The sequence below is a fragment of the Kitasatospora sp. NBC_01246 genome (genome assembly GCF_036226505.1).
GTDB lineage: Bacteria > Actinomycetota > Actinomycetes > Streptomycetales > Streptomycetaceae > Kitasatospora.
The window spans coordinates 2,249,731-2,275,797 of record NZ_CP108484.1; the positions used below are offsets into that span (position 1 = coordinate 2,249,731).

Sequence of the window (26,067 nt, forward strand, 5' to 3'; positions counted from 1 at the left end):
CACAGTGCGAGGGCAGTATGACAGGTCAGGATGAGGGCGGACGCTTCCGTGTGCGAGCGCCCGCCCAAGCGTACGGACCCCACCCGTCACTTCCTAGGGTCTGCCGGCACCCAGCGCCGGCCGGGGCGCCCGGTCAGACCGCCTCAAGGATGTCGATCACGAAGACCAGCGTCGAGTTCGGCGGGACGGAGCCCTGCGCCTGGTCCTTGTACCCGAGGGCCGGCGGCACCACCAGCTCCACCCGGCTGCCGACGGTCTGGCCGACCAGCCCCTTGTCCCAGCCCTCGATCACGCTGCCGGTGCCGATCTGCAGCGCCTGCGCGCCGCCGTGGCTCCAGGACGAGTCGAACTGCTGGCCGTTGCTCCAGAGCACCCCGGTGTACTGCACGACCAGGGTCTGGCCGGACTTCACCGGCTTGCCCTCGCCCTTGATCAGCACGGCCTGCTGGAGGTCGGTGGGCGCGGCCTGGCCGGGCGGGATGGTGATCGTCACAGCGGCCTTGCCGTTGTCCTTCACCTGCGGGAGGTTCGCCGGCGGCTGGGTCATCGTGCCGGAGAGCGTGGAGTCCTGCGGCAGGCTCTCCATGATGTCCAGTACGAACACCACGGTGTCGCCCGGCGCCACCCCGAGCTGGTTGTTGCCCTGGGTGCCGAACGCCGCGGCCGGCGGGGCCACCACCAGCAGCCGGCTGCCGACCTTCTTGCCGATCACGCTCTGGTCGAAGGCGGGCACCAGCTGCCCGCTGCCCGCCTGGTACAGCTGCGGCTTGCCGCCCTCGTCGTAGGAGCTGGGCAGGTCCTTGCCCGTCGTCCAGTCCTTCGCCGAGTAGTTCACCGTCACCCAGTCGCCCTTGTTGACCGTGGAGCGGTCGCCCTCACTGACGGTGTTCACCACGAACTGACCGCTCGGCGCGCCGTCCGGGATGGTGATGGTGGCCTTGCTCCCGAACCCGCCGCCCGACAGGGTCGGCATCGGCGAGGCCTCGTTCACCGGCGCGGGCACCGTGGGGGCCGCGCTGGACGCCGTGGGCGTCGCCGGGCTGGTCGCCTTGGTGGAGCTGCTGCAGGCGACCGCCAACAGCAGGGGCAGGGTGAGAAGCAAACCGGCGGTGCGGCGCACGGCGTTCCTAACTGTCGGTCAAAGTCGGTTCTCCGGACTCGACGGACAGCGTATTCCCCGACGTCGTCCGGCCCCGGTAGACACCACCGGGGCCGGACACCGCAAAGATCACATCGGGACGGGCCCTCACATGCCCGCGATCAGCTTCTCCACTCGCTCGTCCACCGAACGGAACGGGTCCTTGCAGAGCACCGTCCGCTGGGCCTGGTCGTTCAGCTTCAGGTGCACCCAGTCGACCGTGAAGTCCCGGCGCTGCTCCTGCGCCCGGCGGATGAAGTCGCCGCGCAGCCGGGCCCGGGTGGTCTGCGGCGGCACGGACTTGGCCTCGAAGGTCTTGAGGTCGGTGGTCATCCGCTTCGCCTGGCCCTTGCCCTGGAGCAGGTAGAACAGGCCGCGCCGGCGGTGGATGTCGTGGTACGCGAGGTCGATCTGGGCCACCCGCGGGTTGGACATGCTCATCTGGTGCTTCTCGCGGTAGCGCTCGATGAGCTTGTACTTCATGATCCAGTCGATCTCGGTGGCCACCCCGTCCAGCCGGTCGGTGCGGATCGCCTCCAGGGTGCGGCCCCAGAGGTCCAGCACCAGGGCGATGGTGCCGGTGTTGATGCCCTTGCGGTCGGCGAACTCCAGCGCCTTGCTGTAGTACTCCTCCTGGATGTCCAGCGCGCTGGCCTCCCGGCCGTTGGCGAGCCGGACCTGGTGGGTGCCGGTGAGGTCGTGGCTGACCTCGCGGATCGCCCGGATCGGGTTCTCCAGGGTGAGGTCGCGCATCACCACGCCGGCTTCGATCAGCCGGAGCACCAGGTCGGTGGCGCCGACCTTGAGCAGCGTGGTGGTCTCGGACATGTTGGAGTCGCCGACGATGACGTGCAGCCGGCGGTAGCGCTCGGCGTCGGCGTGCGGCTCGTCGCGGGTGTTGATGATCGGGCGGGAGCGGGTGGTCGCGGAGCTGACGCCCTCCCAGATGTGCTCGGCGCGCTGGCTGACGCAGAACACCGCGCCGCGCGGGGTCTGCAGCACCTTGCCGGCGCCGCAGATCAGCTGGCGGGTCACCAGGAACGGGATCAGTACGTCGGCCAGCCGGGAGAACTCGCCGTGCCGGGCCACCAGGTAGTTCTCGTGGCAGCCGTAGGAGTTCCCGGCCGAGTCGGTGTTGTTCTTGAACAGGTAGACGTCCCCCGCGATGCCCTCCTCGTGCAGCCGCCGCTCGGCGTCCACCAGCAGCCCTTCGAGGATGCGCTCGCCCGCCTTGTCGTGCGTCACCAGCTCGACGACGTCGTCGCACTCGGGAGTGGCGTACTCGGGGTGGGAGCCCACGTCGAGGTAGAGGCGGGCGCCGTTGCGCAGGAACACGTTGCTGCTGCGGCCCCAGGAGACAACGCGGCGGAAGAGGTAGCGCGCCACCTCGTCCGGTGACAGCCGTCGCTGACCCCGGAACGTGCAGGTGACGCCGTACTCGTTCTCCAGCCCGAAAATTCGACGGTCCATGGCACCTTCTCTCGAAGGAATCACCGGTTTCGGCCGGTGCGCGGATCGGGATCCTGAACTCTGCGGCACCGGGCCGCAGCTGGCCTTGTAGGCCGATCCCCTGCTTCGGCAACGGGCAGGGCTCGTCCGGGGGCGCCGGCCGTCAGGTCGGCGTGGAGCCCCACGGTCTCGACCGCTGGGGAGGAGTCACGAGGCGTCCGTTCTCTGCGTGGGCCACCGGAGGGGGCCCGTACGGCGGCGGGCGACGGCCGCCGTACGGGACTCCTCCGCACTGCTAGTCGGACTAGTCCGGCACGTCCGTCACGTCCGACCGGTCGGCCGGCGGCTTGGCCGCCGGCTTCTCGTCCTCGTCCGCCTCGGCGGACTCGTCGCCGTCGAGCAGCCGGGCGAGCTGGCCGCCCAGGATGCGCTTGAACTTGCGCTGCTGGAAGCGCTGGCGGTCCAGGACCGCCACCTCCAGCTGCTCGGGGGTCATGGTCCGCGGGGAGCCGCCGTTGGGGTCCCGGGCGAGCGAGTCCACCGCGACCTTGATCGCGTCGGTCAGGGACAGCCCGCTGCGGTGCCGCTGGCCCAGGTAGTTGCCGATCGAGTCGGCGTTGCCACCGACCACCACGTAGTTCTTCTCGTCGACGACCGAGCCGTCCGGGGTGAGCCGGTAGATCTGGTCCTCGTCCGGGGTGCGGCCGACCTCGGCCACGATCAGCTCGACCTCGTACGGCTTCTCGCCGACCGAGGAGAAGATGGTGCCGAGCGTCTGGGCGTAGACGTTGGCCAGGCCCCGGGCGGTGACGTCGGCCCGGTCGTAGGAGTAGCCGCGCAGGTCGGCGTAGCGGACGCCGCCGATCCGCAGGTTCTCGAACTCGTTGTAGCGGCCGACCGCCGCGAAGGCGATCTTGTCGTAGATCTCGGAGACCTTGTGGAGCGCCCGCGAGGTGTTCTCCGCGACGAAGACGATGCCGTCGGCGTAGGTGAGCACGACCACGCTGCGACCGCGCGCGATGCCCTTGCGGGCGTACTCCGCGCGGTCCGCCATGGCCTGCTGGGGCGAGACGTAGAACGGTGTCGACACCGGCGGTCGTCCCTTCCTTGGTAGGTGTGGCTAGAGCAGCGGGGCCTGCGGGCCGTTGGGGCGGATGAGGCGCTCGTCGGTGATCGAGACGGCGATCGCGGAGACCTCGGCCTCGGTGAGCCGGCGGAAGCCGTCCTCGGTGATCAGCGAGACGATCGGGAAGATCTTCCGGGCGAGGTCCGGACCGCCGGTGGCGGAGTCGTCGTCGGCCGCGTCGTAGAGCGCCTGGACGACCAGGGTGGCGGCCTGCTCGGCGGTCAGGTCCGCGCGGTAGAGCTTCTTCATCGAGCCGCGGGCGAACACCGAGCCGGAGCCGGTGGCGGCGAACCCGCGCTCCTCGGAGCGGCCGCCGGTGACGTCGTAGGTGAAGATCCGGCCGCGACCGAGGTCGAGGTCGTAACCGGCGAAGAGCGGGACGACCGCGAGGCCCTGCATCGCCATGCCGAGGTTGCCCCGGATCATGGTGGTGAGGCGGTTGGCCTTGCCCTCCAGCGAGAGCACGGTGCCCTCGATCTTCTCGTAGTGCTCCAGCTCCAGCTGGAACAGCCGGACCATCTCGACGGCGAGGCCGGCGGTGCCGGCGATGCCCACCGCGCTGTACTCGTCGGCCGGGAAGACCTTCTCGATGTCACGCTGGGCGATCACGTTGCCCATGGTCGCCCGGCGGTCACCGGCGATGACCACACCGCCGTCGAACACCGCCGCGACGATCGTCGTCCCGTGCGGGGCCTCGACGACCGCTCCCATGGGCAGCTCGCGGCGCCCGGGGATCAGCTCCGGCTGGTGGTCGGCCAGGAAGTCGAGGAACGAGGAGGACCCCGGGGTCAGGAAGGCAGCCGGTAGACGCCCGGTGCCACGAGTGTTGGCTTCCACACGATTCCTTCCAGGTAGCTTGAAGCGCACGCTGCCCGCACCCTACCCGCCGACGATCACCGTCCATGCGTGGTGGGCCGGACCGGGGCGGACGGGCGGCCGTTGCCGCCCGTCCGCCCTCGGCGGTCGCGACCGTGAATTCCCTGAATGCCCGAACGGGGCTACTCGCCGCCCTTTTGCACGAATTGGCGTACAAAATCCTCGGCATTCGACTCGAGGACCTCGTCGATTTCGTCGAGAACCGCGTCGACGTCGTCGCCGAGCTTTTCCTGGCGCTCCTTGAGGTCGTCGGAATTCTGCGCTTCCGCGGCCTGCTCCTCGACCTCCTCGGAGGAGCGGTTCGCCCGCTGCTGGCCGCCGTCGGTGTCCTTGCTCGCCATTTCCCTCACCCCGCTCGATCTGTCTGGCACGGTTTGGTCGCTGCTTGCTGCACCGACCCTATACACAGGGCGCGGCTACCGCTTCCGGTTTGCCGTGGCGCTTCCTGTCCAACACCCGCTGTCACCCCGGATGATTCCCATTCGGCGGACGTTCACCCGTGGTGATCGAAAAGTTACCCGCCGGCCAGCACCCGGAGCAGGTCCTCGGCCGTGCGGCAGCGGTCCAGCAGCTCCTTGACGTGGTTGCGGGTGCCGCGCAGCGGCTCCAGCGTCGGGACCCGCTGGAGCGAGTCGCGGCCGGGCAGGTCGAAGATCACCGAGTCCCACGAGGCGGCTGCCACGTGGTCCGCGTACTGCTCCAGACAGCGCCCGCGGAAATAGGCCCTGGTGTCCTCCGGAGGCTTGGAGACGGCCCGCGCGACCTCCTCGTCGGTCAGCAGCCGCTCGAACCGCCCACGGGCCACCAGACGGTTGTACAGGCCCTTCTCGGGCCGTACGTCGCTGTACTGCAGGTCGACCAGGTGCAGCCGGGAGTTGTCCCACTCCAGCGCGTCGCGGCTGCGGTAGCCCTCCAGGATCTCCCGCTTGGCGATCCAGTCCAGCTGCCGGGAGAGCGACATCGGATCGCGCTCCAGCCGCCCCAGCACGTCCTCCCAGCGCGCCAGGACGTCCACCGTCTGCTCGTCGGCGTCGGTGCCGAAGCGGTCCTCGACGTACTTGCGGGCCAGCTCGAAGTACTCCAGCTGGAGCTGGACGGCGGTGAGCCGGCGCCCGTTGCGCAGCGTGATGAGGTGCTTCAGCGACGGGTCGTGGGAGATCCGGTGCAGGGTGCGCACCGGCTGGTCGACGGCGAGGTCGGCGGCGATGAAGGAGTCCTCGATCATCGCCAGTACCAGGGAGGTGGTTCCGAGCTTGAGGTAGGTGGAGATCTCGGAGAGGTTGGCGTCCCCGATGATCACGTGCAGCCGGCGGTACTTCTCGGCGTCGGCGTGCGGTTCGTCGCGGGTGTTGATGATCGGCCGCTTGAGCGTCGTCTCCAGGCCGACCTCGACCTCGAAGTAGTCGGCGCGCTGGCTGATCTGGAAGCCGTTCGCCGAGCCGTCCTGGCCGATGCCGACGCGGCCGGCGCCGGTGACCACCTGGCGGGAGACGAAGAACGGGGTGAGGTGGCGGACGATGTCGGCGAACGGCGTCGCCCGCTTCATCAGGTAGTTCTCGTGGGTGCCGTAGGAGGCGCCCTTGTTGTCGGTGTTGTTCTTGTACAGGTGGATCGTCTGCCCGTTGGGCAGTTCCAGGGCGCGCTGGGCGGCGGCCGCCATGACCCGCTCGCCGGCCTTGTCCCAGAGCACGGCGTCGCGCGGGTTGGTCACCTCGGGCGAGCTGTACTCGGGGTGCGCGTGGTCCACGTAGAACCGCGCGCCGTTGGTGAGGATGATGTTCGCGAGGCCGATGTCCTCGTCGGTCAGCTGGCTGGCGTCCGCCACGTCGCGCGCGAGGTCGAAGCCCCGGGCGTCGCGCAGCGGATTCTCCTCCTCGAAGTCCCAACGGGCCCGCCGTGCCCGGTGCATCGCCGCCGCGTACGCGTTGACGATCTGGGACGAGGTGAGCATGGCGTTGGCGTTGGGGTGCCCGGGTACGGAGATCCCGTACTCGGTCTCGATGCCCATCACGCGCCGTACGGTCATGCGGCCCTCCTTGCCCGGTGTACCGCCCCCCACGGGCGGAACACGCTGACGTACCGCTGAACAACACCGACGCGGGCCGTGTGCCCGCGAACGGTGGGTCGAGCCTAGAACGCGGCACCGACAGGCGGGCCCCGAGACGCGCCGTCCGGCTGCGGGGCCGCGAGGCGCCACAGCCGGACGGGGTGCGTGCTGGTCCGGGGTCCGCTGCCGGCGGCCCGGAGTGGTGCGGTTACAGGTACTGCCCGGTGTTGGCGACGGTGTCGATGGAGCGGCCGGACTCGGCGCCCTGCTTGCCGGTGACGAGCGTGCGGATGAAGACGATCCGCTCGCCCTTCTTGCCGGAGATCCGGGCCCAGTCGTCCGGGTTGGTGGTGTTGGGCAGGTCCTCGTTCTCCTTGAACTCGTCCACGCAGGCGGCGAGCAGGTGGGAGACGCGCAAGCCCCGCTGGCCGTGGTCGAGGAAGTCCTTGATGGCCATCTTCTTCGCACGGTCGACGATGTTCTGGATCATCGCGCCGGAGTTGAAGTCCTTGAAGTACAGGACCTCCTTGTCACCGTTGGCGTAGGTGACCTCCAGGAAGCGGTTCTCCTCGGTCTCGGTGTACATCCGCTCGACGACCGCCTGGATCATCGCCACCACGGTGGCCTCGACGGAGCCGTCGTGCTCCTTGAGGTCGTCCGGGTGGAACGGCAGCGAGCCCTTGAGGTACTTGGAGAAGATGTCCTTCGCGGCCTCGGCGTCCGGGCGCTCGATCTTGATCTTGACGTCCAGGCGGCCGGGCCGCAGGATCGCCGGGTCGATCATGTCCTCGCGGTTCGAGGCGCCGATGACGATGACGTTCTCCAGGCCCTCCACGCCGTCGATCTCGGCGAGGAGCTGGGGGACGATGGTGTTCTCCACGTCCGAGCTGACGCCCGAACCGCGGGTGCGGAAGAGCGACTCCATCTCGTCGAAGAAGACGATGACGGGGGTGCCCTCGCTCGCCTTCTCCCGGGCCCGCTGGAAGACCAGGCGGATCTGCCGCTCGGTCTCGCCGACGTACTTGTTGAGGAGCTCGGGACCCTTGATGTTGAGGAAGTAGCTCTTGCCCTGGGGCCGGCCGGTGACCTCGGCGACCTTCTTGGCGAGCGAGTTGGCCACCGCCTTGGCGATCAGCGTCTTGCCGCAGCCGGGCGGGCCGTAGAGCAGGACGCCCTTGGGCGGGCGCAGCTCGTACTCCTTGAAGAGCTCGGCGTGCAGGTAGGGCAGCTCGACCGCGTCGCGGATCTGCTCGATCTGGTTGCTGAGGCCGCCGATCTGGCGGTAGTCGATGTCGGGGACCTCTTCGAGGACGAGCTCCTCGACCTCGGACTTGGGCACGACCTCGTAGACGTAGCCCGAGCGGGGTTCGAGCAGCAGGGCGTCCCCCGCCCGGATGGTGAGCTCGCGCAGCGGTTCGGCGAGGCGCACCACCCGCTCCTCGTCGGTGTGGCCGATGACCAGGGCGCGTTCGCCGTCCTCCAGGACCTCCTTGAGGGTGACGATGTCGCCGATGCGCTCGAAGGCCATCGCGTCCACGATGTTGAGGGCCTCGTTGAGCATCACCTCCTGGCCGCGCCGCAGCTCGTCGAGGTCGACGTTGGGGCTGACGTTCACGCGGAGCTTGCGCCCCCCGGTGAAGATGTCGGCGGTGCCGTCCTCGTTCTGGCTGAGGAAGGTGCCGAATCCGGCCGGGGGCTGTGCCAGCCGGTCCACTTCCTCCTTGAGGGCCACGATCTGGTCGCGGGCCTCTCGCAGGGTGGAGGCGAGCCGTTCGTTCTGGGCGGACACGCCGGCCAGGTTGGTCTGGAGCTCGACGATCCGCTCTTCGAGGATTCTCGAATTGCGCGGCGAGTCGGCGAGCTTGCGGCGCAGCACGGCGATTTCCTGCTCAAGGTACGAGACCTGAGCGGCCTCGTCGGAACCACGAGCGGGCCGGCCGGTGCTGCGGTTGTAGTCGTCATCGTGGGCTGCCACGGTCCTCACCTCCTCCGGGGAGCTGGACGCTTCCAGACCCTACCTGGGACCAGGGGTCCGTAAACCCCTAGATCAAGAAAGATGGAACGGGCGTGTCCGATCTTCGCCCTCGCGTGCTTCCCCTCTGCTTAGGGGATACCCAGCGCGCACCACCCAAAGCCGACCAGATGTATCGTCGAACGAGTCGATATCCGATCGCGACCGAGGGTCGCGGTCAGATCGTTGTACGAATGGCGGGATTGCCTCCCATTTGGGGGCGACCCGGGACAGAAACGGCAGGGGACCATGTCGGTGACCGAAGAGGCGAAGGCCGGCGAAGCGCTGGAGGTGTGGATCGACCAGGATCTGTGCACCGGCGACGGCATCTGCGCGCAGTACGCGCCCGAGGTCTTCGAGCTGGACATCGACGGCCTCGCCTATGTGAAGGGCTCGGACGACGAGTTGCGCCAGCAGCCCGGCGAGACCGTGCCGGTGCCGCTGACGCTGCTTCAGGACGTGGTGGACTCGGTGAAGGACTGCCCGGGCGACTGCATCCACGTGCGCCGGGTCTCCGACCGGGCCGAGGTCTACGGCCCGGACGCCGAGTAGCCCGGGCCGGCGGACCCCTGAGCCCGGCGGGCACCCGCCCCGAGGCGACCGCGATCCCGCCCCGAGCCGAAGGGGCGCGCCGGTGCCGAAAGGGAGAAGCGAGGACACCCCGAGGAACGAGGGGTGTTGGAGCGCCGACCGTCGGCGCCGGGTCAAGCGCCCCGGAGGCGAGCGGGCGAGGACACTGAGCGCCGACCGTCGGCGCCGGGTCGAAGCGCCCCGGAGGCGAGCGGGCGAGAACACAGCCCCGGAGGCGAGCGGGCGAGTAGCAGTCAGGCCTGCGCCAGTGGAGCGGTGGTCTGGGAGCGGTTCCAGCCGGCGTCCTTGCGCGTCCAGGTGAGGTCGAGTGAGATGTCCGGGCTGAACCGCGGCACGTCGTCGCCGGAGTACCCCTGCGCGTGGCCGGTGATGGTGCCGTCGCTGCGCAGGCCGAGCCTTCCGACGGTGAGGTTCTCGCGCTCGGAGAGCAGGGTGGCCACCACGACGGGCCGGCCGTCGGGGCCGGTGCCGAGCAGGTAGACGGCGTCCGGCGGGGTGCCGTTCTCGGCCGCGCAGTGCGCGGCGGCGACGGTACCGGGCCGGCCGTCCCCGAGGTCGGCGGCGAAACTGACGGATATCTTGACCGGGAACGGGCCGCAGTCCAGCGGGAGTTCGGCCTTGGCCGGATCGGGCGCGGCGGCGGCCGGGAGGGCCTTCACGGCGGGGCGGGCCGGTTTCGGCGTCCCGGTGGCCGGATCCGCGGCGAGCACGGTGGCCACCACGGCGGCGCAGCCGCCGATCGCGAGGGCCCAGTGCCAGGGGGCCGATCGGGCGTGTCCGGGCCCGCTGCGGGCCTGCGGTGTCTGCTGCTCAACCCTCGCCGTGACCGCGGTCTCCACCAGGCGTCCCCTCCAGTGGGTCGGTGTGAGCGAGCATCGTCCCACACCGGCGTGGACGGGGGGTGGCGCGGGTGCGGGGGTAGCACGAAGGGGTGGTACGCGGGCGCGAAACCCGCTGTACCACCCCTGGTGGACGTACCGTCAGCCGAGCCGCTCCGGCTGCTCGACGTCGCCGGTGCGGGCGGCGGCCCGGGCGGCGGCGCGCTCCTGCAGGCTCGGCTCGGCCGAGCCGTTGTCGTAGTCCTCGCCGTACGCGCCCTTCGCCGGGCGGCGGCGGCGCAGCGGCGGCTCGACGCCGTCGGCGAGGCGGCGGGAGGTGAGCAGGAAGCCGGTGTGCCCGATCATCCGGTGGTCCGGGCGGACGGCCAGGCCCTCCAGGTGCCAGGTGCGGACCATGGTCTCCCAGGCCTGCGGCTCGGTGAAGGTGCCGTGCTCGCGCAGCGCCTCGACGGTCTTCGACATCTGCGTGGTGGTGGCCACGTAGCAGCAGATGAGGCCGCCGGGGACGAGCGCCTTGGAGGCGACGTCCAGGCACTCCCAGGGGGCCAGCATGTCGAGGATGACGCGGTCGACGTCGGACTCCACCAGGTTGTCCTGGAGGTCGCCGACGGTGAGCTTCCACGCCGGGTGGGGCCCGCCGAAGTAGCGCTCGACGTTGCTCTGGGCGATGTCGGCGAAGTCCTGCCGGCGCTCGTAGGAGGCCAGCATGCCGGTGTCGCCGACGGCGCGCAGCAGGTAGGTGGAGAGCGCGCCGGAGCCGACGCCGGCCTCGACCACGCGGGCGCCGGCGAAGATGTCGGCCATGGCGAGGATCTGCCCGGCGTCCTTCGGGTAGATCACGGCGGCGCCGCGCGGCATGGACAGGACGTAGTCGGGGAGCAGGGGGCGCAGCGCGAGGTACGGGACGTTCCCCGTGGTGCGCACGACCGTGCCCTCGGGGGCGCCGATCAGCTCGTCGTGCGGGAACGCACCCTTGTGGGTGTGGAACTGGTTCCCGGCCTGGAGCGTGAACGTGTAGTGGCGGCCCTTCGGGTCGGTCAGCTGGACCTGGTCCCCGACCTGGAAGGGCCCGCGTCGGCGGGTGGCACCGGTCGGTTCGGACATGCGGACAATCCTAAGGGAAGCAGGCGCTCCGCCCGACCACGATGATCACCGGCCGGCGATCGCGGCGGTCAGCCGCCGCTCGATGTCGCTGAGCGTGGCGACGCCGTAGACCCGGCCGTCGGCCTCCACCACCAGGTACTCGGTGGCCGGGTGGGCCCGCAGGGCGCGCAGCAGGTCCTCGCCGGCGAGTTCGACGGGCAGCCGCAGGCCCGGTTCGAGGTCGCGGGCCAGTGCGCCGACGGCGATCCAGGGGCGGCGGTGCTCGGGGACCTCGCGGACCTGGGACTCGCGGACCAGGCCGATCGGGTCGCCGCGGCCGTCGACCACGACGACGGCGCCGGCCTGCTGCTCGCGGACCCGGCGCAGCGCCTCGCCCAGCGGGGTGTCCGCGCTGACCTCGACGCCCCGGCGGACGAGGTCGCGCAGCCGCAGGTCGGGCAGCACCTCCTTGAGCCGGGCCTGCTGCACGCCGGCGCCGGCGCCGTTCCAGATGATCACGGCCAGGACGGCGGCCAGCACGGCGTCGATCAGGGTGTCGGTGGTGGTCCGGTCGGCGCCGCGGGCGGCGCCGAGCAGCGGCAGGCCGATCAGGACGGCGACGGCCAGCACGCGGCCGGCCCAGGCGGCGGCGACGGTGCCGGTCATCGGCCGGCCGGTGACGGCCCAGACGACGGCGCGCAGCATCCGCCCGCCGTCCAGCGGGAGGCCGGGCAGCAGGTTGAAGGCGGCGACGACGAGGTTGGAGATCATCAGGCCGGTGAGCAGCACCCCGGGGACGCTGGAGAGCTCGACGGCCTGGACGGCGAGGTAGAAGACGCCGCCGAGGAGCAGCGAGAGCAGCGGGCCGACGAAGGCCAGCCAGAACTCCCGCCAGGGGCTCTCGGCCTCCTTCTCGATCTCGGAGACGCCGCCGAGGAACTGCAGCCGGATGCGGCGGACCCCGAGCCGGTAGCGGAGCGCGACCACGGTGTGGGCGAGCTCGTGGATCAGGACGGAGCCGTAGAACGCCACCGCGAAGAAGAACGCGACCAGGTAGCGGTTGGCGCCGAGCCCGGGCAGGACGTTCTCCAGCTGGCCGCCGAAGACCCAGGTGATCAGCGCGGCGATGACGAACCAGGAGGGGGTGACGTAGACGGGTACGCCGAAGGGCCGGCCCATCAGGATGCCGTTGCGGCCCTCCGGCTCCTCGGGCGGCCGGGGACCGGGCCGGGAGTCGCCGTCCTGCGGGGGCCGGTCGGAGGTCTGACGCCCCCTGCTGTCGCTCACCGTGATCCCTTCGGTCGGTTCACTGTCGTGCGCCGTGCGCCGGTGCGCCCACGCTACGTGATCAGGGCCGGGTGCCGTCGCGCGCCCCTCTCGCAGGGTTCATACCCACTGGGAGGCCGGTGTGGCAGCACCGTGGCAGCGGGATGACAGCTCAGGGCAATAGGGTCGGGGTATGCAGCAGACCGACACCAGCAGCGCCGTCGTGGCCCCGGCGCGTCCACCGGCGCCGCCGACCGGCCTGTCCCCGTCCCGCGCGGGGGACTTCCTGACCTGCCCGCTGCTGTACCGGCTCCGGGTGATCGACAAGCTGCCGGAGCCCCCGAGCGCGGCGGCGACCCGGGGCACCCTGGTGCACGCGGTGCTGGAGCGGCTGTTCGACAGCCCGGCGGCCGACCGGACGCCGGAGCGGGCCCTGGGGCTGCTGCGGCCGCAGTGGGAGCGGCTGCTGGGCGAGCGCCCGGAGCTGGTCTCGCTGTTCCCGGAGGACCCGGACGGCGCGGCGCTGACCCGCTGGCTGGCGGACGCCGAGAAGCTCGTCGAGCGCTGGTTCCGGCTGGAGGACCCGACCCGGCTGCATCCGGTGGAGCGGGAGCTCTACGTGGAGACGGCCCTGGAGTCGGGGCTGCTGCTGCGCGGCTACATCGACCGGGTCGACGTCGCGCCCACCGGCGAGGTGCGGCTGGTGGACTACAAGACCGGCCGGGCGCCCTCGCGGGACTTCGAGGGCAAGGCGATGTTCCAGATGAAGTTCTACGCGCTGGTGGTGTGGCGGTGGAAGGGCGTGATCCCCAAGCGGCTGCAGCTGGTCTACCTCGGCGGGGGCGGGGACGTGGTCAGCTACGACCCGGACGAGGCCGACCTGCTCGCGGTGGAGCGCAAGCTGCAGGCGCTCTGGGAGCGGATCGGCGAGGCGGTGGCCACCGGCGACTTCCCCGCGACCCGCAACCGGCTCTGCGACTGGTGCGACCACCAGGCCAGTTGCCCGGAGTTCGGCGGCACTCCCCCGCCGTACCCGCTGCCGCTGCCGACGGCACGAACGTCTGACGAGGACGATCCCACGGGGGATCCGATGAGCAAGGAGTCCTAGGTGACGATCCGAGTGCTGCTGGTCGACGACCAGCCGCTGCTTCGCACCGGTTTCCGGATGATCCTGGAGGCCGAGGCCGACCTGGTGGTGGTCGGCGAGGCCGGCGACGGTCAGCAGGCGCTGGACCAGGTCCGGGCACTGCAGCCCGACGTGGTGCTGATGGACATCCGGATGCCCCGGATGGACGGCGTGGAGGCGACCCGCCGGATCGCCGGCCCGGGCCGCGACGGCCCGGCGAAGGTCCTGGTGCTGACCACCTTCGACCTCGACGAGTACGTGGTCGAGGCGCTGCGCGCGGGCGCCAGCGGCTTCCTGCTGAAGGACGTGCCGGCGGAGGAGCTGGTGCAGGCGATCCGGGTGGTCGCGGACGGCGCGGCGATGCTCGCGCCGAGCATCACCCGGCGGCTGCTGGACATGTACGCCACCAAGCTGCCCTCGGGCGAGGAGGCGCCGCCGCAGGCGCTGAACGCGCTGACCGAGCGTGAGCTGGAGGTGCTGAAGCTGGTGGCGCGCGGCCTGTCGAACGCGGAGATCGCGGCGGAGCTGTTCGTCAGCGAGACCACGGTGAAGACGCACGTCGGCCATGTGCTGACCAAGCTTCAGCTGCGGGACCGGGTCCAGGCCGCGGTCTACGCGTACGAGAGCGGGCTGGTGCGCCCCGGCGCGCTCTGAGCCCGGACCGGTCCGGACATGACGGTGGCCCGTCCGCTCCCCTTGCACCCTGGGGGGAGTGGACGGGCCACCGTGCTGAGGGTCACCCGGTGGAACGGGTCACTTGCCGAGCCGGCCGATCTCCCAGAAGCGGAAGAAGCCGGTGGTGTCCACGGTCGACTCCACGCCGGTGATGTTCGAACGCGAGGCGAAGAAGGCCTTGTTCTGGAACAGCGGGATCAGCGGCGCGTTGTCGGCGACGATGCCCTGGATCTGCGCGTAGGTGGCGGCGGCGGCGGCGCGGTCGGCCTGCTTGAGGCTCTCGGGCACCAGCTTCTGGCTGATCCGCGGGTCGTCCCAGCCGTGGTGGTAGGCCCCGCCCTCGACGATCAGCGGCGCGACGTAGTTGTCGGCGTCCGGGTAGTCGGCGAACCAACCGATGGTGTAGGCCTGGTACTTGCCCTCGACCCAGCCCTTCTTGTAGACGTCCCAGTCCGCCTCGTGCTGGACGGTCACCTGGAAGACGCCGCCGGCCTCCAGCTGCTTCTTCAGCGCGTCGGCCTCGGCGCCCTCGGCGCGCGAACGCGACCAGGTGAGGTTCAGCTTGACCGGCATCGGGACCTTGGCCGCGGTGAGGATCGCCTTGGCCTTGGTGACGTCCTGGTCGCCGTACTTGTCGAAGAAGGCGGTGTTGTGGCCGGCGACACCGGCCGGGACCATCGAGTAGAGCGGCTGGACGGTGCGCGCGAAGACGTCGCGGGCGAGCGACTTGCGGTCGATCAGCTGGGCGGCGGCCTGCCGGACGGCGACGTTGCCGCCGGTCGCGTCCTTGGTGTTGAAGACCAGGTAGCGGGTGTCGTTGCTGTCGCCCTCGACGACCTGCAGGTCGCTCTTGCCGCCCTGCTGGTCGGACAGAACCTGGGCCGCGGTGTTGGGCTCCAGGCTGTTGTCGGCGAGGTCGATGTCGCCCTTGTCGAGCGCGGCCTTCAGCTCGGCCGGCTTGTCGAAGTACCGGAGGGTGAACTTCTTGTTCCGGAGCTTGGCGTCGCCGGTGTACTTGTCGTTCGGGGACAGCGCGACCTTGCCGGGGACCTTGGCGCCGCCCTCGATGGTCGTGGTCTCGATCGAGTCGATCTTGTACGGGCCGGAGCCGACCAGCTTGTCGTTGGCGAGCAGCTTGTCGGCCGGGAAGACCTCCTGGTCGACGATGGCGCCCGCCGGGCCCGCGAGCTTCGCGGGGAGCGTCGCGTCCGGCGCCGAGAGGTGGAAGACCACCTCGGTGTCGCCCTTGGCCTCGACCGACTTGATCGACTCCAGCAGGCCCGCCGGGCCGCTCTGGTCGGCGATCTTCTTCGTCCGGTCGATGGAGAAGGCGACGTCGGCGGCGGTCAGCGCGTGGCCGTTGGAGAACTTCAGGCCGCCCTTGAGCGTGCAGTGGTACTGGGTGACGTCGCCCGCGGTGAACTCGCAGGACTGCGCGGCGTCCGGACCGGGGGTGCTGGAGGCGGCCGGGTAGGACAGCAGCGACTGGAAGGTGTTGCGCAGCAGCAGCCAGGAGCCGGCGTCGTACGCGCCGGCCGGGTCCAGCGTGTTGGTGACCGAGGTGGTCCCCATCGTGATCGCCTTGTCGCCGTCCCCCTTGACGGCGTCGGTGACCGAGCCGCAGCCGGCCACCGAGACGGCCACCAGGCCGGCGCAGCCGAGCACTGCCAGTCGTTCAGCTGAAGTCTTCACGGGTCGCGTCCTTCGGGTGCGGTCCGGCCGGGGCCGGCGGCCCGCGCTCGGTTGATCCTCCGGGGTCGTGGAGGTCGTGCACGGACCGGGCGCCGTGCGACCGCGGGCAGGACGGGGTTGCCCGTCAGCGGCGATGGCAGGGCTCGGGGGTGGGGAACGAACTGGAGTAGCGTGCCATATCGAACAGACCCCACCGATACCCGTACAGGTGACAGTTGGGACACGAGGGGACGGTGTGGGCGCGACCATTCGACGAGTTGTCAGGCAATGCCCGTTTTCTCCCCGGGGACTCACCGTGAGCGGACGGGGCCGACCACGTACCGGGCGGTAAGCGGTCTCCGCAATGAGACGACAATCACACTCGCGAGGCGACGAGCGAGCGGAGCAGTTCAAGATCGACGCCCTCCAGCGAGGGCAGCACCAGGCGCCCGGGTGCCGGCTCGATCGGCGCCACCGACGGCACCGCGATCACCGGGCAGCCGGCCGCCTCCGCCGCGCGGACACCGGTCGGCGCGTCCTCCACCACCACGCAGCGGCCCGGCTCCGCCCCCAGTCGCCGCGCCGCCTCCAGGTACGGGTCCGGGTGCGGCTTGGTGCGCGGCACCTCGTCCCCGGCGACCGTGAAGGCGAAGTGGTGGGCGCCCAGCGACCGCAGCACGATGTCGATCACGTGCCGGTGCGAGGCGGACACCAGGGCGGTCGGAACGCCGTGCGCGGCAAGGGTGTTGAGCAGTCGCTCGGCGCCCGGCATGAGTGGCACGCCGCCGCCCAGCAGGTCCACGAAGCGCTGGTTGATCAGGACGGTCAGATCGGCCGGCGCGAGGTCCACGCCGGTGGCGGCCAGCAGGTAGTCGATCACCCGGCTCATCGGGCCGCCGACCACGTGGGCGCGGTCGTTCTCGTCGAGCGTGTAGCCCAGCTCGGCGAAGAGCGAGGCCTCGGCCTGCCACCAGAGGTTCTCGGTGTCGACCAGCGTCCCGTCCATGTCCAGCAGCACCGCCTGGAGGCCCCGGCCGTCGCCGTGGTCGAGGGTCCGGGTGGCGGTGGAGATGGTGGTCATGGCGCGGGTCCTTCCGTCCGTGCCCCGGGGCGCTGCCCCTGGGGATGGCACAGGCCGGCCCGCTGGTGAGCGGACCGGCCCGTTCAGGATGATCCAGGATACGCCCCGCTCCGCCGAAAGGAACGAACGGTGCGCGACGCGGGGGTTACCGCGCGTTGAAGTACTTGGCCTCCGGGTGGTGGATCACGATCGCATCCGTGGACTGCTCGGGGTGCAGCTGGAACTCCTCCGAGAGCACCACGCCGATCCGCTCGGGCCGCAGCAGCTCGGTGATCTTCGCGCGGTCCTCCAGCTCCGGGCAGGCCCCGTAGCCGAGCGAGAACCGGGCGCCCCGGTACTTCAGCGCGAACATGTCCTTGACGTCCTGCGGGTCCTCGCCGGAGAAGCCCAGCTCGAAGCGGACCCGGGCGTGCCAGAACTCGGCCAGCGCCTCGGCCAGCTGCACCGAGAGGCCGTGCAGCTCCAGGTAGTCGCGGTAGGAGTTGTTGGCGAACAGCTCGTTCGCCGCCTCGGAGATCCGGTTGCCCATGGTGACGACCTGGAGGCCCAGCACGTCCCGCTCGCCCGACTCCTCCGGGCGGAAGAAGTCCGCCAGGCAGAGCCGGCGCCCGCGCCGCTGGCGCGGGAAGGTGAAGCGGGTCCGCTCGGTGCCGTCCTCGTTGTGGACGATCAGGTCGTCGCCCTTGGAGTTGGCCGGGTAGTAGCCGTAGACCACGGCCGGCTCCAGCCAGCCCTCGGTCTGCAGCCGGTCCAGCCACATCCGCAGCCGCGGCCGGCCCTCGGTCTCCACCAGCTCCTCGTACGAGGGGCCCTCCCCGGTGCGCGCGGCCTTCAGGCCCCACTGGCCCTTGAACAGCGCGTCCTCGTCCAGCCAGGAGGCGTAGTCGGCGAACGGCACGCCCTTGACGATCCGGTCGCCCCAGAACGGCGGCTCCGGCACGGTGTTGTCGACCGAGACGTCCGAGCGGACCTGGCCGAGGTTGACCTCCTCCGGCTCCTCGACCTCGACCCGGGCGTGCCGGCGCTGCTTGAGCTCCGGCAGGGCCGCCCCGGGCACGCCGCGCTTGACCGCGATCAGCGCGTCCATCAGCCGCAGGCCCTCGAAGGCGTCCCGGGCGTAGCGGACCTCGCCCTCGTAGATCTCGTGCAGGTCCTGCTCGACGTAGGCCCGGGTGAGCGCGGCGCCGCCGAGGATCACCGGGTAGTCGGCCGCCAGCTTGCGCTGGTTCAGCTCCTGCAGGTTCTCCTTCATGATCACGGTGGACTTCACCAGCAGGCCGGACATCCCGATGACGTCCGCCCGGTGCTCCTGGGCGGCGTCCAGGATCGCCGAGACCGGCTGCTTGATGCCCAGGTTGACCACGGTGTAGCCGTTGTTGGACAGGATGATGTCGACCAGGTTCTTGCCGATGTCGTGGACGTCGCCCTTGACGGTGGCCAGCACGATGGTGCCCTTGCCCTCGTCGTCGGACTTCTCCATGTGCGGCTCCAGGTGGGCCACCGCGGTCTTCATCACCTCGGCGGACTGGAGCACGAACGGCAGCTGCATCTGGCCGGAGCCGAACAGCTCGCCGACCACCTTCATGCCGGCCAGCAGCGTGCTGTTGACGATCTCCAGCGCCGGGCGCTGCGCCAGCGCTTCGTCCAGGTCGGCCTCCAGGCCGTTGCGCTCGCCGTCGATGATCCGGCGCTGCAGGCGCTCCTCCAGCGGCAGCGCCGCCAGCTCCTCCGCCTTGGACGCCCTCATCGAGGTCGAGGAGACGCCCTCGAACAGCTGGAGCAGCTTCTGCAGCGGGTCGTAGCCCTCGCTGCGGCGGTCGTAGACCAGGTCCAGGGCGACGTCGCGCTGGTCCTCCGGGATCCGGGCCATCGGCAGGATCTTCGAGGCGTGCACGATCGCGGAGTCCAGGCCCGCCTCGACGCACTCGTTCAGGAAGACCGAGTTGATCACCATCCGGGCCGCCGGGCTCAGCCCGAAGGAGATGTTGGACAGGCCCAGGGTGGTCTGCACGTCCGGGTGGCGGCGCTTGAGCTCGCGGATCGCCTCGATGGTCTCGATGCCGTCCCGGCGGGACTCCTCCTGGCCGGTGCCCAGGGTGAAGGCCAGGCAGTCGACCAGGATCGAGCCCTCGTCGATGCCGTACTCGGTGGTGAGCTGGGTGATCAGCCGCTCGGCGATGGCGACCTTGGTCTCGGCGGTGCGGGCCTGGCCGTCCTCGTCGATGGTGAGGGCGATCAGGCCGGCGCCGTGCTCGCGGGCCAGCGAGGCGATCCGGCCGAACCGGGTGTCCGGGCCGTCGCCGTCCTCGTAGTTGACCGAGTTGAGCACCGCTCGGCCGCCGAGCGCCTCCAGACCGGCCCGCAGGACCTCCGGCTCGGTGGAGTCGAGCACGATCGGCAGGGTCGAGGCGGTGGCCAGCCGGCCGGCCACCTCCTTCATGTCGGCGACGCCGTCGCGGCCGACGTAGTCCACGCAGAGGTCCAGCAGGTGGGAGCCGTCCCGGATCTGCTCGCGGGCGATCTCCACGCAGGCCTGCCAGTCGCCGGCCAGCATCGAGTCGCGGAACTTCTTCGAGCCGTTGGCGTTGGTGCGCTCGCCGATCGCCAGGTAGGAGGTGTCCTGGCGGAACGGCACCGCCTGGTACAGCGAGGCGGCCGAGGGCTCCGGGCGCGGGGTGCGGGCGACCACCGGGCGGCCCTGGACGCGCTCGACCACCTGGCGCAGGTGCTCGGGCGTGGTGCCGCAGCAGCCGCCGACCAGCGAGAGGCCGTACTCCCGGGTGAAGACGTCGTGCGCCTCGGCCAGCTCGGCCGGGGACAGCGGGTAGTGGGCGCCGTCCTTGCCCAGCACCGGCAGGCCCGCGTTCGGCATGCAGGAGAGGCCGATCTTCGCGTTCTTGGCCAGGTAGCGCAGGTGCTCGCTCATCTCGGCCGGGCCGGTGGCGCAGTTCAGGCCGATGTAGTCGACGCCCAGCGGCTCCAGCGCGGCCAGCGCCGCGCCGATCTCCGAGCCGAGCAGCATGGTGCCGGTGGTCTCGACCGTCACCTGGACCAGGACCGGCAGGTCCAGCCCCGCCTCGGCGAGCGCGCGCTTGGAGCCGAGGATCGCGGCCTTGGTCTGCAGCAGGTCCTGGCTGGTCTCCACCAGCAGCGCGTCGGCGCCGCCGGCGATCAGGCCGGCCGCGTTCAGCTGGAAGCCGTCGCGCAGCACCTCGTACGGGGCGTGGCCGAGGGTGGGCAGCTTGGTGCCGGGGCCGATCGAGCCGAGCACCCAGCGGGTGCGGCCGTCGGTGAAGGAGTCGGCGGCTTCCCGGGCGATCCGGGCGCCCGCCTCGGACAGCTCGAAGATCCGCTCGGGGATGTCGTACTCGCCGAGCGCCGAGAAGTTGGCGCCGAAGGTGTTGGTCTCCACGCAGTCCACGCCGACCGCGAAGTACGCGTCGTGGACCGAGCGCACGATGTCGGGCCGGGTGATGTTGAGGACCTCGTTGCAGCCTTCCAGGTTCTGGAAGTCCTCCAGGCTCGGGTCCTGGGCCTGGAGCATGGTTCCCATCGCCCCGTCGGCCACCACCACCCTGGTGGCGAGCGACTCACGCAGCGCGTTCGCGCGGCTCTGCTGGGTGACGGACGGGTCGGCTGCAGTGGCCATGGGGCTTCTCCCTGGGTGCGACGGCTGTCGGCTTTGCACGCCCGCTGAATCGGGCACGCACGTCGCCAGGGTATCCGGCCGGTGGCATGGATCGGGTGACCATTTCGTATCCTGAGCACTCGCCGCGACGGGGGAGCGACTGCATGGCGGGTCGAAGCGCACGGATACGACGGCTCGGACGGGCCCTGGGGGCGGCGCCACGGGCGCTGCGGACGCGCTGGCGGGGGTGGTCCCGTTGGCGCAGAACCCTTGCCGTGGCGCTGGTCGTCCTCGCCGTCGCCCTGCTGCCGATCGGCTCCGCGGCGCTCGCCCTGCGGCTCCAGTACGCCGGTGAGCCCTCCCCCGAGGCCCGGACCCGCGGCAAGGACGCGGTCTGGCTGGGCCACGCCTGGGTGGACGGCCGAAAGGGTGACGCCGACGTCGCCGACCTCGCCCGGCGGCTCGCCGGGACGGGCGTGCGCGACCTCTACGTCCACACCGGCCCGCTGGAGCACGACGGCTCGCTGCCGCCCGCCGTCCACCCCCGGGCCCAGTGGTTCACCGAGGCCGCGCACCGCGCGCTGCCCGGCATCCGGGTGCAGGGCTGGCTGGGCGACGAGGTCAAGCCCGAGAAGGACGCCCTGGACCTGGAGGACGTGCCCACCCGGGACCGGGTCACCGCCGCCGCCCGCCAGGTGCTGGACCTCGGCTTCGACGGGGTGCACTTCGACATGGAGCCGATCCGCCCCGGCTCGGCCGGCTGGCTCGCGCTGCTGGACCAGGTCCGCCCGGTGACCGCCGGCCGCGGCGCCCGGCTCTCGGTGGCCGCGCCGCAGATCGACCCGTTGCCCTTCCAGCACGACATCGCCATCGCGCTCACCGACCACGGCAAGTGGTGGGACCAGGCGTACTTCGCCGAGACCGCCCGCCGGGTCGACCAGATCGCGGTGATGACCTACGACTCCAGCATGCCGACCGCGTCGCTCTACGGGGGCTACAACGCCTACCAGACCGAGCTGGCCCTGGAGGCCACCCCCGAGGACGTGGACCTCCTGATGGGCCTGCCGTTCTACTGGGAGGACAAGTGGGGCCACTGGGGGCACGCCGAGACGGTGGACGCCGGCATCCGGGGCATCCGGCTCGGCCTCGGCCGGTACGACCTGCGGCGGGAGAACTTCGGCGTCGGGCTGTACGTGGACTTCGCCGCCACCGAGCAGAACTGGGCCGACTACCGGCGCGGCTGGGTCCGCTGAGGCGCCGCCGTCACGCCATCCGGTGCGCGAGGGCGCCCAGGTAGCGCCGGACGGTGGCGTCCTCGCCCAGCACGTAGTGCGAGACGGCGCGGTGGAGCGGCCGGTGGACCTCGCCGCGCTCGGTGACCGTCAGGCTGCAGCCCTGCCCGGCCGGCGTCAGCACGAGCGTCCAGGTGCCGCCGTAGGGCAGGTCCGGGTCGGCCACGCCGGTCACCAGCCGGTGCGGGGCCTCGCTCTCCAGCACCTCGTAGGTGGCGTGGCCGTGCGGGCCGTACTCGCGCCAGCGCGGCCGGCCGCCCGCGCCCTCCGGCAGCCGCTCGACGTGGGACAGGCCCGGGCGCCACGCCGGATAGAGGTCGACGTCGGTCACGACGTCCCACACCGCACCCGGCGGCTGGTCGAGCTCCAGGCCGCCCTCGGTCACGTGCTCCACCGGCAGGCGCCGGCCCGCCGCCAGGGCCGCCAGCACCACCGCGCCGGCCCCGGCGGCCGCCACCACGCCGATGCCGATCCACCACCGTCCGTCCATCCGCCCGGCTCCTCACGCCCTGTCCGGCCCCTTCCTCCATCATCGCGCCGCCCCGCCGCGCGGGCGCGCCACGACTCTGAGTCACCACTCCGATACGATCCGTGCCCGATGGGCCGAGGCGGACCGCGCCCGGCCACCGGACCCCGGAGAACCGCCGTGCAGCGCCACCCGCTCCTCGCCGCCCTGGCCGCCGTCCCGCTCCTGCTCTGCGCCGCGCCGGCCGCCGCCGCCGCGCCCGCCGACGCCCCGCCCCGCTACGCCGCGCTGGGCGACTCCTACGCCGCCGGGGTCGCGGCCGGCGCCTACGACCCGGCCGCCGGCGACTGCCACCGCAGCGCCAACGCCTACCCGGCGCTCTGGGCCGCCGACCACGGCGCCACCGGCTTCCTCGCCGCCGCGTGCAACGGCGCGACCACCGCGGACGTCCGCGGCGGACAGCTCCCGAAGGTCGGCGCGGACACCACGGTGCTCACCCTCACCGTCGGCGGCAACGACCTGGGCTTCGCCGGGGCGGCCGCCGACTGCCTCCAGCCGCTGACCACCGAGGCCCGCTGCGCCGCCACCCTGGACGAGTCCGGCCACCGGCTACGGGAGGAGCTGCCCGGCCGGCTCTCCGCCCTGTACGACGACGTGCGGACCGCCGCCCCGCGGGCCCGGGTGGTGGTCACCGGCTATCCGCACCTGCTGCGCACCGGCACCACCTGCCTGATCGGCACCGATGCCCGCCGGCAGCGGTTCAACGCGCTCACGGACGAGCTGGACGAGCTGATCCGCCGCGAGGCCGAGGCGCACGGGTTCGCCTTCGCCGACGTCCGGACGGCGTTCGAGGGCCACGGGGTCTGCGCGGGCGCGGGGCGGGAGTGGATCACCGGCATCGTGCTCCCCCGGCTCTGGGAGTCCTTCCACCCCACGCCCGAGGGGCAGTCCCTCGGCTACCTGCCGGCCGTCACCGCCGCGACCGGACCGCGCTGACCCGCCCCGGCGCCCGGCGGCCGCCCCGCGGTCCTTTCCGGGGCGCCCAGGGCCCGGCGCGGCGATAACCGCTGGATCCCGGCGCCCCGCTCCCCCAGACTGTCCCGGTGCCCCGCCGGGAGGCGCATCAAAGCCCGTAGGCTGGGCAGGTAGGGAACCATGGAGCGAGGCGTTCCATGGGTGACGAGAGGTTCGACAGTCGGCAGCCGGACCGCCGACGCCTCGGCAGGCCGGCCGGGGCGGGCACGTCCGACCGCCGACCGGAGGGAGACGCTGGGTGATCGAGCTGGAAGATGTTCCCGAGTTGATCGACCCGGTCATGGTCTGCGCCTTCGAGGGCTGGAACGACGCCGGGGACGCGGCCTCCGCGGCCCTGGCGCATCTGGACGACACCTGGGGCGGCAAGGTGTTCGCCGCCCTGGACGCCGAGGACTACTACGACTTCCAGGTCAACCGCCCCACGGTCTGGCTGGACGGCGGCATCCGCCGGATCACCTGGCCGACGACCCGGCTCTCGGTGGTCCGGGTGACGGAGCCCGCGACCCGGGACATCGTCCTGGTGCGCGGCATCGAGCCCAGCATGCGCTGGCGCTCGTTCTGCAACGAGCTGCTGGGCTTCGCGCACGAGCTGGGCATCGAGCTGGTGGTGATCCTGGGCGCGCTGCTCGGGGACACCCCGCACAGCCGTCCCGTCCCGGTCAGCGGGGTCACCTCCGACCCGGAGCTGGCCCAGCGGCTGGACCTGGAGGAGAGCCGCTACGAGGGCCCGACCGGGATCGTCGGGGTGCTCCAGGAGGCCTGCACGCACGCCGGGGTGCCCGCCGTGACGCTCTGGGCGGCGGTGCCGCACTACGTCGCGCAGCCGCCGAACCCGAAGGCCACGCTGGCGCTGATCAACAAGCTGGAGGACCTGCTGGACCTGCGGATCCCGCCGGGCGAGCTCGGTGAGGACTCCCGGGCCTGGCAGCTCGGCGTGGACCAGCTGGCCGCCGAGGACACCGAGGTGGCCGAGTACGTCCAGCAGCTGGAGGAGGCGCAGGACACCGCCGAGCTGCCGGAGGCCTCGGGCGACGCGATCGCCCGGGAGTTCGAGCGCTACCTGCGGCGGCGGGAGAACGTCGGCCCGGCCGGTGAGAAGCCGGTCGCCGGGCACGCCACGGCGGAGCGGCCGAGCGAGCCCGAGCCGCCGGCCGCGCGGGAGAGCCAGGACGGCAACGAGGAGGACTGACCCCGCGGCAGCGGGAACGCCGGAGGGCGCCGGGACCAGCTGGTCCCGGCGCCCTCCGGCGTTCGCCGTCCTACAGCGCGATGCCGAGCAGCGCGTCCACCGTGCGGGAGACCAGGCCGGGCGCACCGATGTCGGTGCCGCCGTCGGCCTCCTGGCCGGCCGCCCAGCGGTCCACCGCGGCCAGCGCCGCGGGCGCGTCCAGGTCGCGCGCGAGCGCCTCCCGGACCTCGGCCAGCAGCGCCTCGGCCGGCGGGCCGTCCGGGCGGGAGACCGCGGCACGCCAGCGGGCGAGGCGCTCGACGGCCTCGTCCAGGGTGGCCTTGGTCCACTCCCAGTCCTCGCGGTAGTGGTGCGAGAGCAGCGCGAGGCGGATCGCCGCCGGGTCGACGCCCTCGCGGCGCAGCGCCGAGACGAAGACCAGGTTGCCGCGGGACTTGGACATCTTGTGCCCGTCCAGCCCCACCATGCCCGCGTGCACGTAGGCCTGGGCGTACGGGTGGCCGCCGGTGGCGACCTGGGCGTGCGCGGCGCCCATCTCGTGGTGCGGGAAGGAGAGGTCGCTGCCGCCGCCCTGGATGTCGAAGGACATGCCCAGGAACCGCAGGGCGATCGCGACGCACTCGATGTGCCAGCCGGGGCGGCCGTGGCCGAGCTCGGTGTCCCAGGCGGGCTCGCCCGGGCGGGCCGCGAGCCAGAGCAGGGCGTCCAGCGGGTGGCGCTTGCCGGGGCGGTCCGGGTCGCCGCCGCGCTCGGCGAAGAGCGGGCGCATGGCATCCCGGGTCAGGCCGGAGACCTCGCCGAAGTGCGGCTCCGACTCGACCGAGAAGTAGATGTCCTCGTCCACCTTGTAGGCGGCGCCGCTCGCCAGCAGCTTCTGGACCAGCGGGACGATCCACGGGATCGACTCGACGGCGCCGATGTAGTGGGCCGGCGGGAGCAGCCGCAGGGCCGTCATGTCCTCGCGGAAGAGCGCGGTCTCGCGCTCGGCGAGGGCCACCCAGTCCTGGCCGGTCTCGATCGCCCGCGCCAGCAGCGGGTCGTCGACGTCGGTGACGTTCTGGACGTACAGGACGTCGTGGCCGGCGTCCTTCCAGACGCGCTGCACCAGGTCGAACGCGTTGTACGTGGCGGCGTGGCCCATGTGGGTCGCGTCGTAGGGGGTGATGCCGCAGACGTAGATCCGGGCGGTGCCGTCCTGCGGGACGACCTCGCGGATACCGCCCGCGGCGGTGTCGTGAATACGAAGGGGGAGCCCCTGACCAGGCAGGGCGGGAACCTCGGAGGCGGGCCAGGCATGCATGGGAATCACTTTAACCGCGCGAACATTTGAAAGCCTAACCAGTACACAAGATCGACTGGATTCGGTTTCCGACGTTGCCTGAGCGGTTCCGGACTGATAGGGACCGGCTCCCGACGTGGTCCGCCCGGTACGGGGGCGGTTTCCGGGCGCGCGGATGAGCGCCCGGTCGGCCCTGCCG

Annotated in this window: 21 protein-coding genes; 6 read left to right on the forward strand and 15 right to left on the reverse strand. The window is 71.6% G+C overall.

Going from position 1 to position 26,067, the window contains the following annotated elements:
* Positions 1-133: 133 nt before the first annotated feature.
* The 7 genes from OG618_RS09750 to arc all read right to left on the reverse strand — a co-directional run bounded on the left by OG618_RS09750 (position 134) and on the right by arc (position 8,611).
* Positions 134-1,120: an FKBP-type peptidyl-prolyl cis-trans isomerase gene (locus tag OG618_RS09750; protein ID WP_329486928.1), complete on the reverse strand. Its 987-nt coding sequence runs from the start codon at positions 1,118-1,120 to the stop codon at positions 134-136.
* Positions 1,121-1,246: 126 nt separating this feature from the next.
* Entirely contained in the window at positions 1,247-2,608 is a 1,362-nt protein-coding gene (pafA, locus tag OG618_RS09755; protein WP_329486929.1) for a Pup--protein ligase, read from the reverse strand.
* 283 nt (positions 2,609-2,891) lie between these two features.
* The gene (gene prcA, locus OG618_RS09760) at positions 2,892-3,677 is read right to left on the reverse strand and encodes a proteasome subunit alpha (RefSeq protein WP_329486930.1); all 786 of its coding nucleotides are present in this window, start codon (positions 3,675-3,677) and stop codon (positions 2,892-2,894) included.
* 30 nt (positions 3,678-3,707) lie between these two features.
* Positions 3,708-4,550 (reverse strand): proteasome subunit beta, encoded by an 843-nt coding sequence (gene prcB / locus OG618_RS09765; protein ID WP_329486931.1) that lies wholly within the window; start codon positions 4,548-4,550, stop codon positions 3,708-3,710.
* Positions 4,551-4,711: 161 nt separating this feature from the next.
* Positions 4,712-4,930, reverse strand: coding sequence for a ubiquitin-like protein Pup (locus OG618_RS09770; protein WP_329486932.1), 219 nt, complete (start codon positions 4,928-4,930; stop codon positions 4,712-4,714).
* A 173-nt stretch (positions 4,931-5,103) separates the two neighbouring features.
* Positions 5,104-6,615: a depupylase/deamidase Dop gene (gene dop, locus OG618_RS09775; RefSeq protein WP_329486933.1), complete on the reverse strand. Its 1,512-nt coding sequence runs from the start codon at positions 6,613-6,615 to the stop codon at positions 5,104-5,106.
* Positions 6,616-6,844: 229 nt separating this feature from the next.
* Complete coding sequence (gene arc, locus OG618_RS09780) at positions 6,845-8,611, reverse strand: proteasome ATPase (RefSeq protein WP_329486934.1); 1,767 nt, start codon at positions 8,609-8,611, stop codon at positions 6,845-6,847.
* Positions 8,612-8,896: 285 nt separating this feature from the next.
* Between arc and OG618_RS09785 the strand changes: the two genes are divergently transcribed.
* Complete coding sequence (locus tag OG618_RS09785; RefSeq protein WP_329486935.1) at positions 8,897-9,199, forward strand: ferredoxin; 303 nt, start codon at positions 8,897-8,899, stop codon at positions 9,197-9,199.
* Positions 9,200-9,471: 272 nt separating this feature from the next.
* Here the strand turns inward: OG618_RS09785 and OG618_RS09790 are convergent, their stop codons facing one another.
* The 3 genes from OG618_RS09790 to OG618_RS09800 all read right to left on the reverse strand — a co-directional run bounded on the left by OG618_RS09790 (position 9,472) and on the right by OG618_RS09800 (position 12,447).
* Positions 9,472-10,077 carry a hypothetical protein gene (locus OG618_RS09790; protein WP_329486936.1) on the reverse strand — a complete coding sequence of 202 codons (606 nt, stop codon included), beginning with the start codon at positions 10,075-10,077 and terminating at the stop codon, positions 9,472-9,474.
* A 141-nt stretch (positions 10,078-10,218) separates the two neighbouring features.
* Positions 10,219-11,181 carry a tRNA (adenine-N1)-methyltransferase gene (locus OG618_RS09795; protein ID WP_329486937.1) on the reverse strand — a complete coding sequence of 321 codons (963 nt, stop codon included), beginning with the start codon at positions 11,179-11,181 and terminating at the stop codon, positions 10,219-10,221.
* 45 nt (positions 11,182-11,226) lie between these two features.
* On the reverse strand, positions 11,227-12,447 hold the full coding sequence (locus OG618_RS09800; protein WP_329486938.1) for a site-2 protease family protein: 1,221 nt from the start codon (positions 12,445-12,447) through the stop codon (positions 11,227-11,229).
* Between the two features lie 172 nt (positions 12,448-12,619).
* On the opposite strand from OG618_RS09800, the gene OG618_RS09805 reads away from it, so the two are divergent.
* Positions 12,620-13,534, forward strand: a complete 915-nt coding sequence (locus OG618_RS09805; RefSeq protein WP_329486939.1) for a RecB family exonuclease — start codon at positions 12,620-12,622, stop codon at positions 13,532-13,534.
* Positions 13,535-14,206, forward strand: a complete 672-nt coding sequence (locus OG618_RS09810; RefSeq protein WP_329486940.1) for a response regulator transcription factor — start codon at positions 13,535-13,537, stop codon at positions 14,204-14,206. It begins immediately after the preceding gene.
* A 99-nt stretch (positions 14,207-14,305) separates the two neighbouring features.
* On the opposite strand, the gene OG618_RS09815 is transcribed toward OG618_RS09810, so the two are convergent.
* The 3 genes from OG618_RS09815 to metH form a co-directional block, all read right to left on the reverse strand.
* Positions 14,306-15,919, reverse strand: a complete 1,614-nt coding sequence (locus OG618_RS09815; protein ID WP_329486941.1) for an ABC transporter substrate-binding protein — start codon at positions 15,917-15,919, stop codon at positions 14,306-14,308.
* A gap of 355 nt (positions 15,920-16,274) precedes the next feature.
* Entirely contained in the window at positions 16,275-16,979 is a 705-nt protein-coding gene (locus OG618_RS09820) for an HAD family hydrolase (RefSeq protein WP_329486942.1), read from the reverse strand.
* Between the two features lie 145 nt (positions 16,980-17,124).
* The gene (gene metH, locus OG618_RS09825; protein WP_329486943.1) at positions 17,125-20,628 is read right to left on the reverse strand and encodes a methionine synthase; all 3,504 of its coding nucleotides are present in this window, start codon (positions 20,626-20,628) and stop codon (positions 17,125-17,127) included.
* A 254-nt stretch (positions 20,629-20,882) separates the two neighbouring features.
* On the opposite strand from metH, the gene OG618_RS09830 reads away from it, so the two are divergent.
* Positions 20,883-21,860, forward strand: a complete 978-nt coding sequence (locus OG618_RS09830; RefSeq protein WP_329486944.1) for a hypothetical protein — start codon at positions 20,883-20,885, stop codon at positions 21,858-21,860.
* 10 nt (positions 21,861-21,870) lie between these two features.
* On the opposite strand, the gene OG618_RS09835 is transcribed toward OG618_RS09830, so the two are convergent.
* A complete protein-coding gene (locus OG618_RS09835) occupies positions 21,871-22,389 on the reverse strand; it encodes an SRPBCC family protein (protein WP_329486945.1) in 519 nt (172 codons plus the stop codon).
* 156 nt (positions 22,390-22,545) lie between these two features.
* Here OG618_RS09835 and OG618_RS09840 point away from each other — a divergent pair, with 156 nt between their 5' ends.
* Complete coding sequence (locus OG618_RS09840) at positions 22,546-23,361, forward strand: SGNH/GDSL hydrolase family protein (RefSeq protein WP_329486946.1); 816 nt, start codon at positions 22,546-22,548, stop codon at positions 23,359-23,361.
* A gap of 277 nt (positions 23,362-23,638) precedes the next feature.
* Positions 23,639-24,589, forward strand: a complete 951-nt coding sequence (locus OG618_RS09845) for a PAC2 family protein (RefSeq protein ID WP_329486947.1) — start codon at positions 23,639-23,641, stop codon at positions 24,587-24,589.
* Positions 24,590-24,659: 70 nt separating this feature from the next.
* On the opposite strand, the gene mshC is transcribed toward OG618_RS09845, so the two are convergent.
* A complete protein-coding gene (mshC, locus tag OG618_RS09850) occupies positions 24,660-25,889 on the reverse strand; it encodes a cysteine--1-D-myo-inosityl 2-amino-2-deoxy-alpha-D-glucopyranoside ligase (RefSeq protein ID WP_329486948.1) in 1,230 nt (409 codons plus the stop codon).
* Positions 25,890-26,067: the final 178 nt, after the last annotated feature.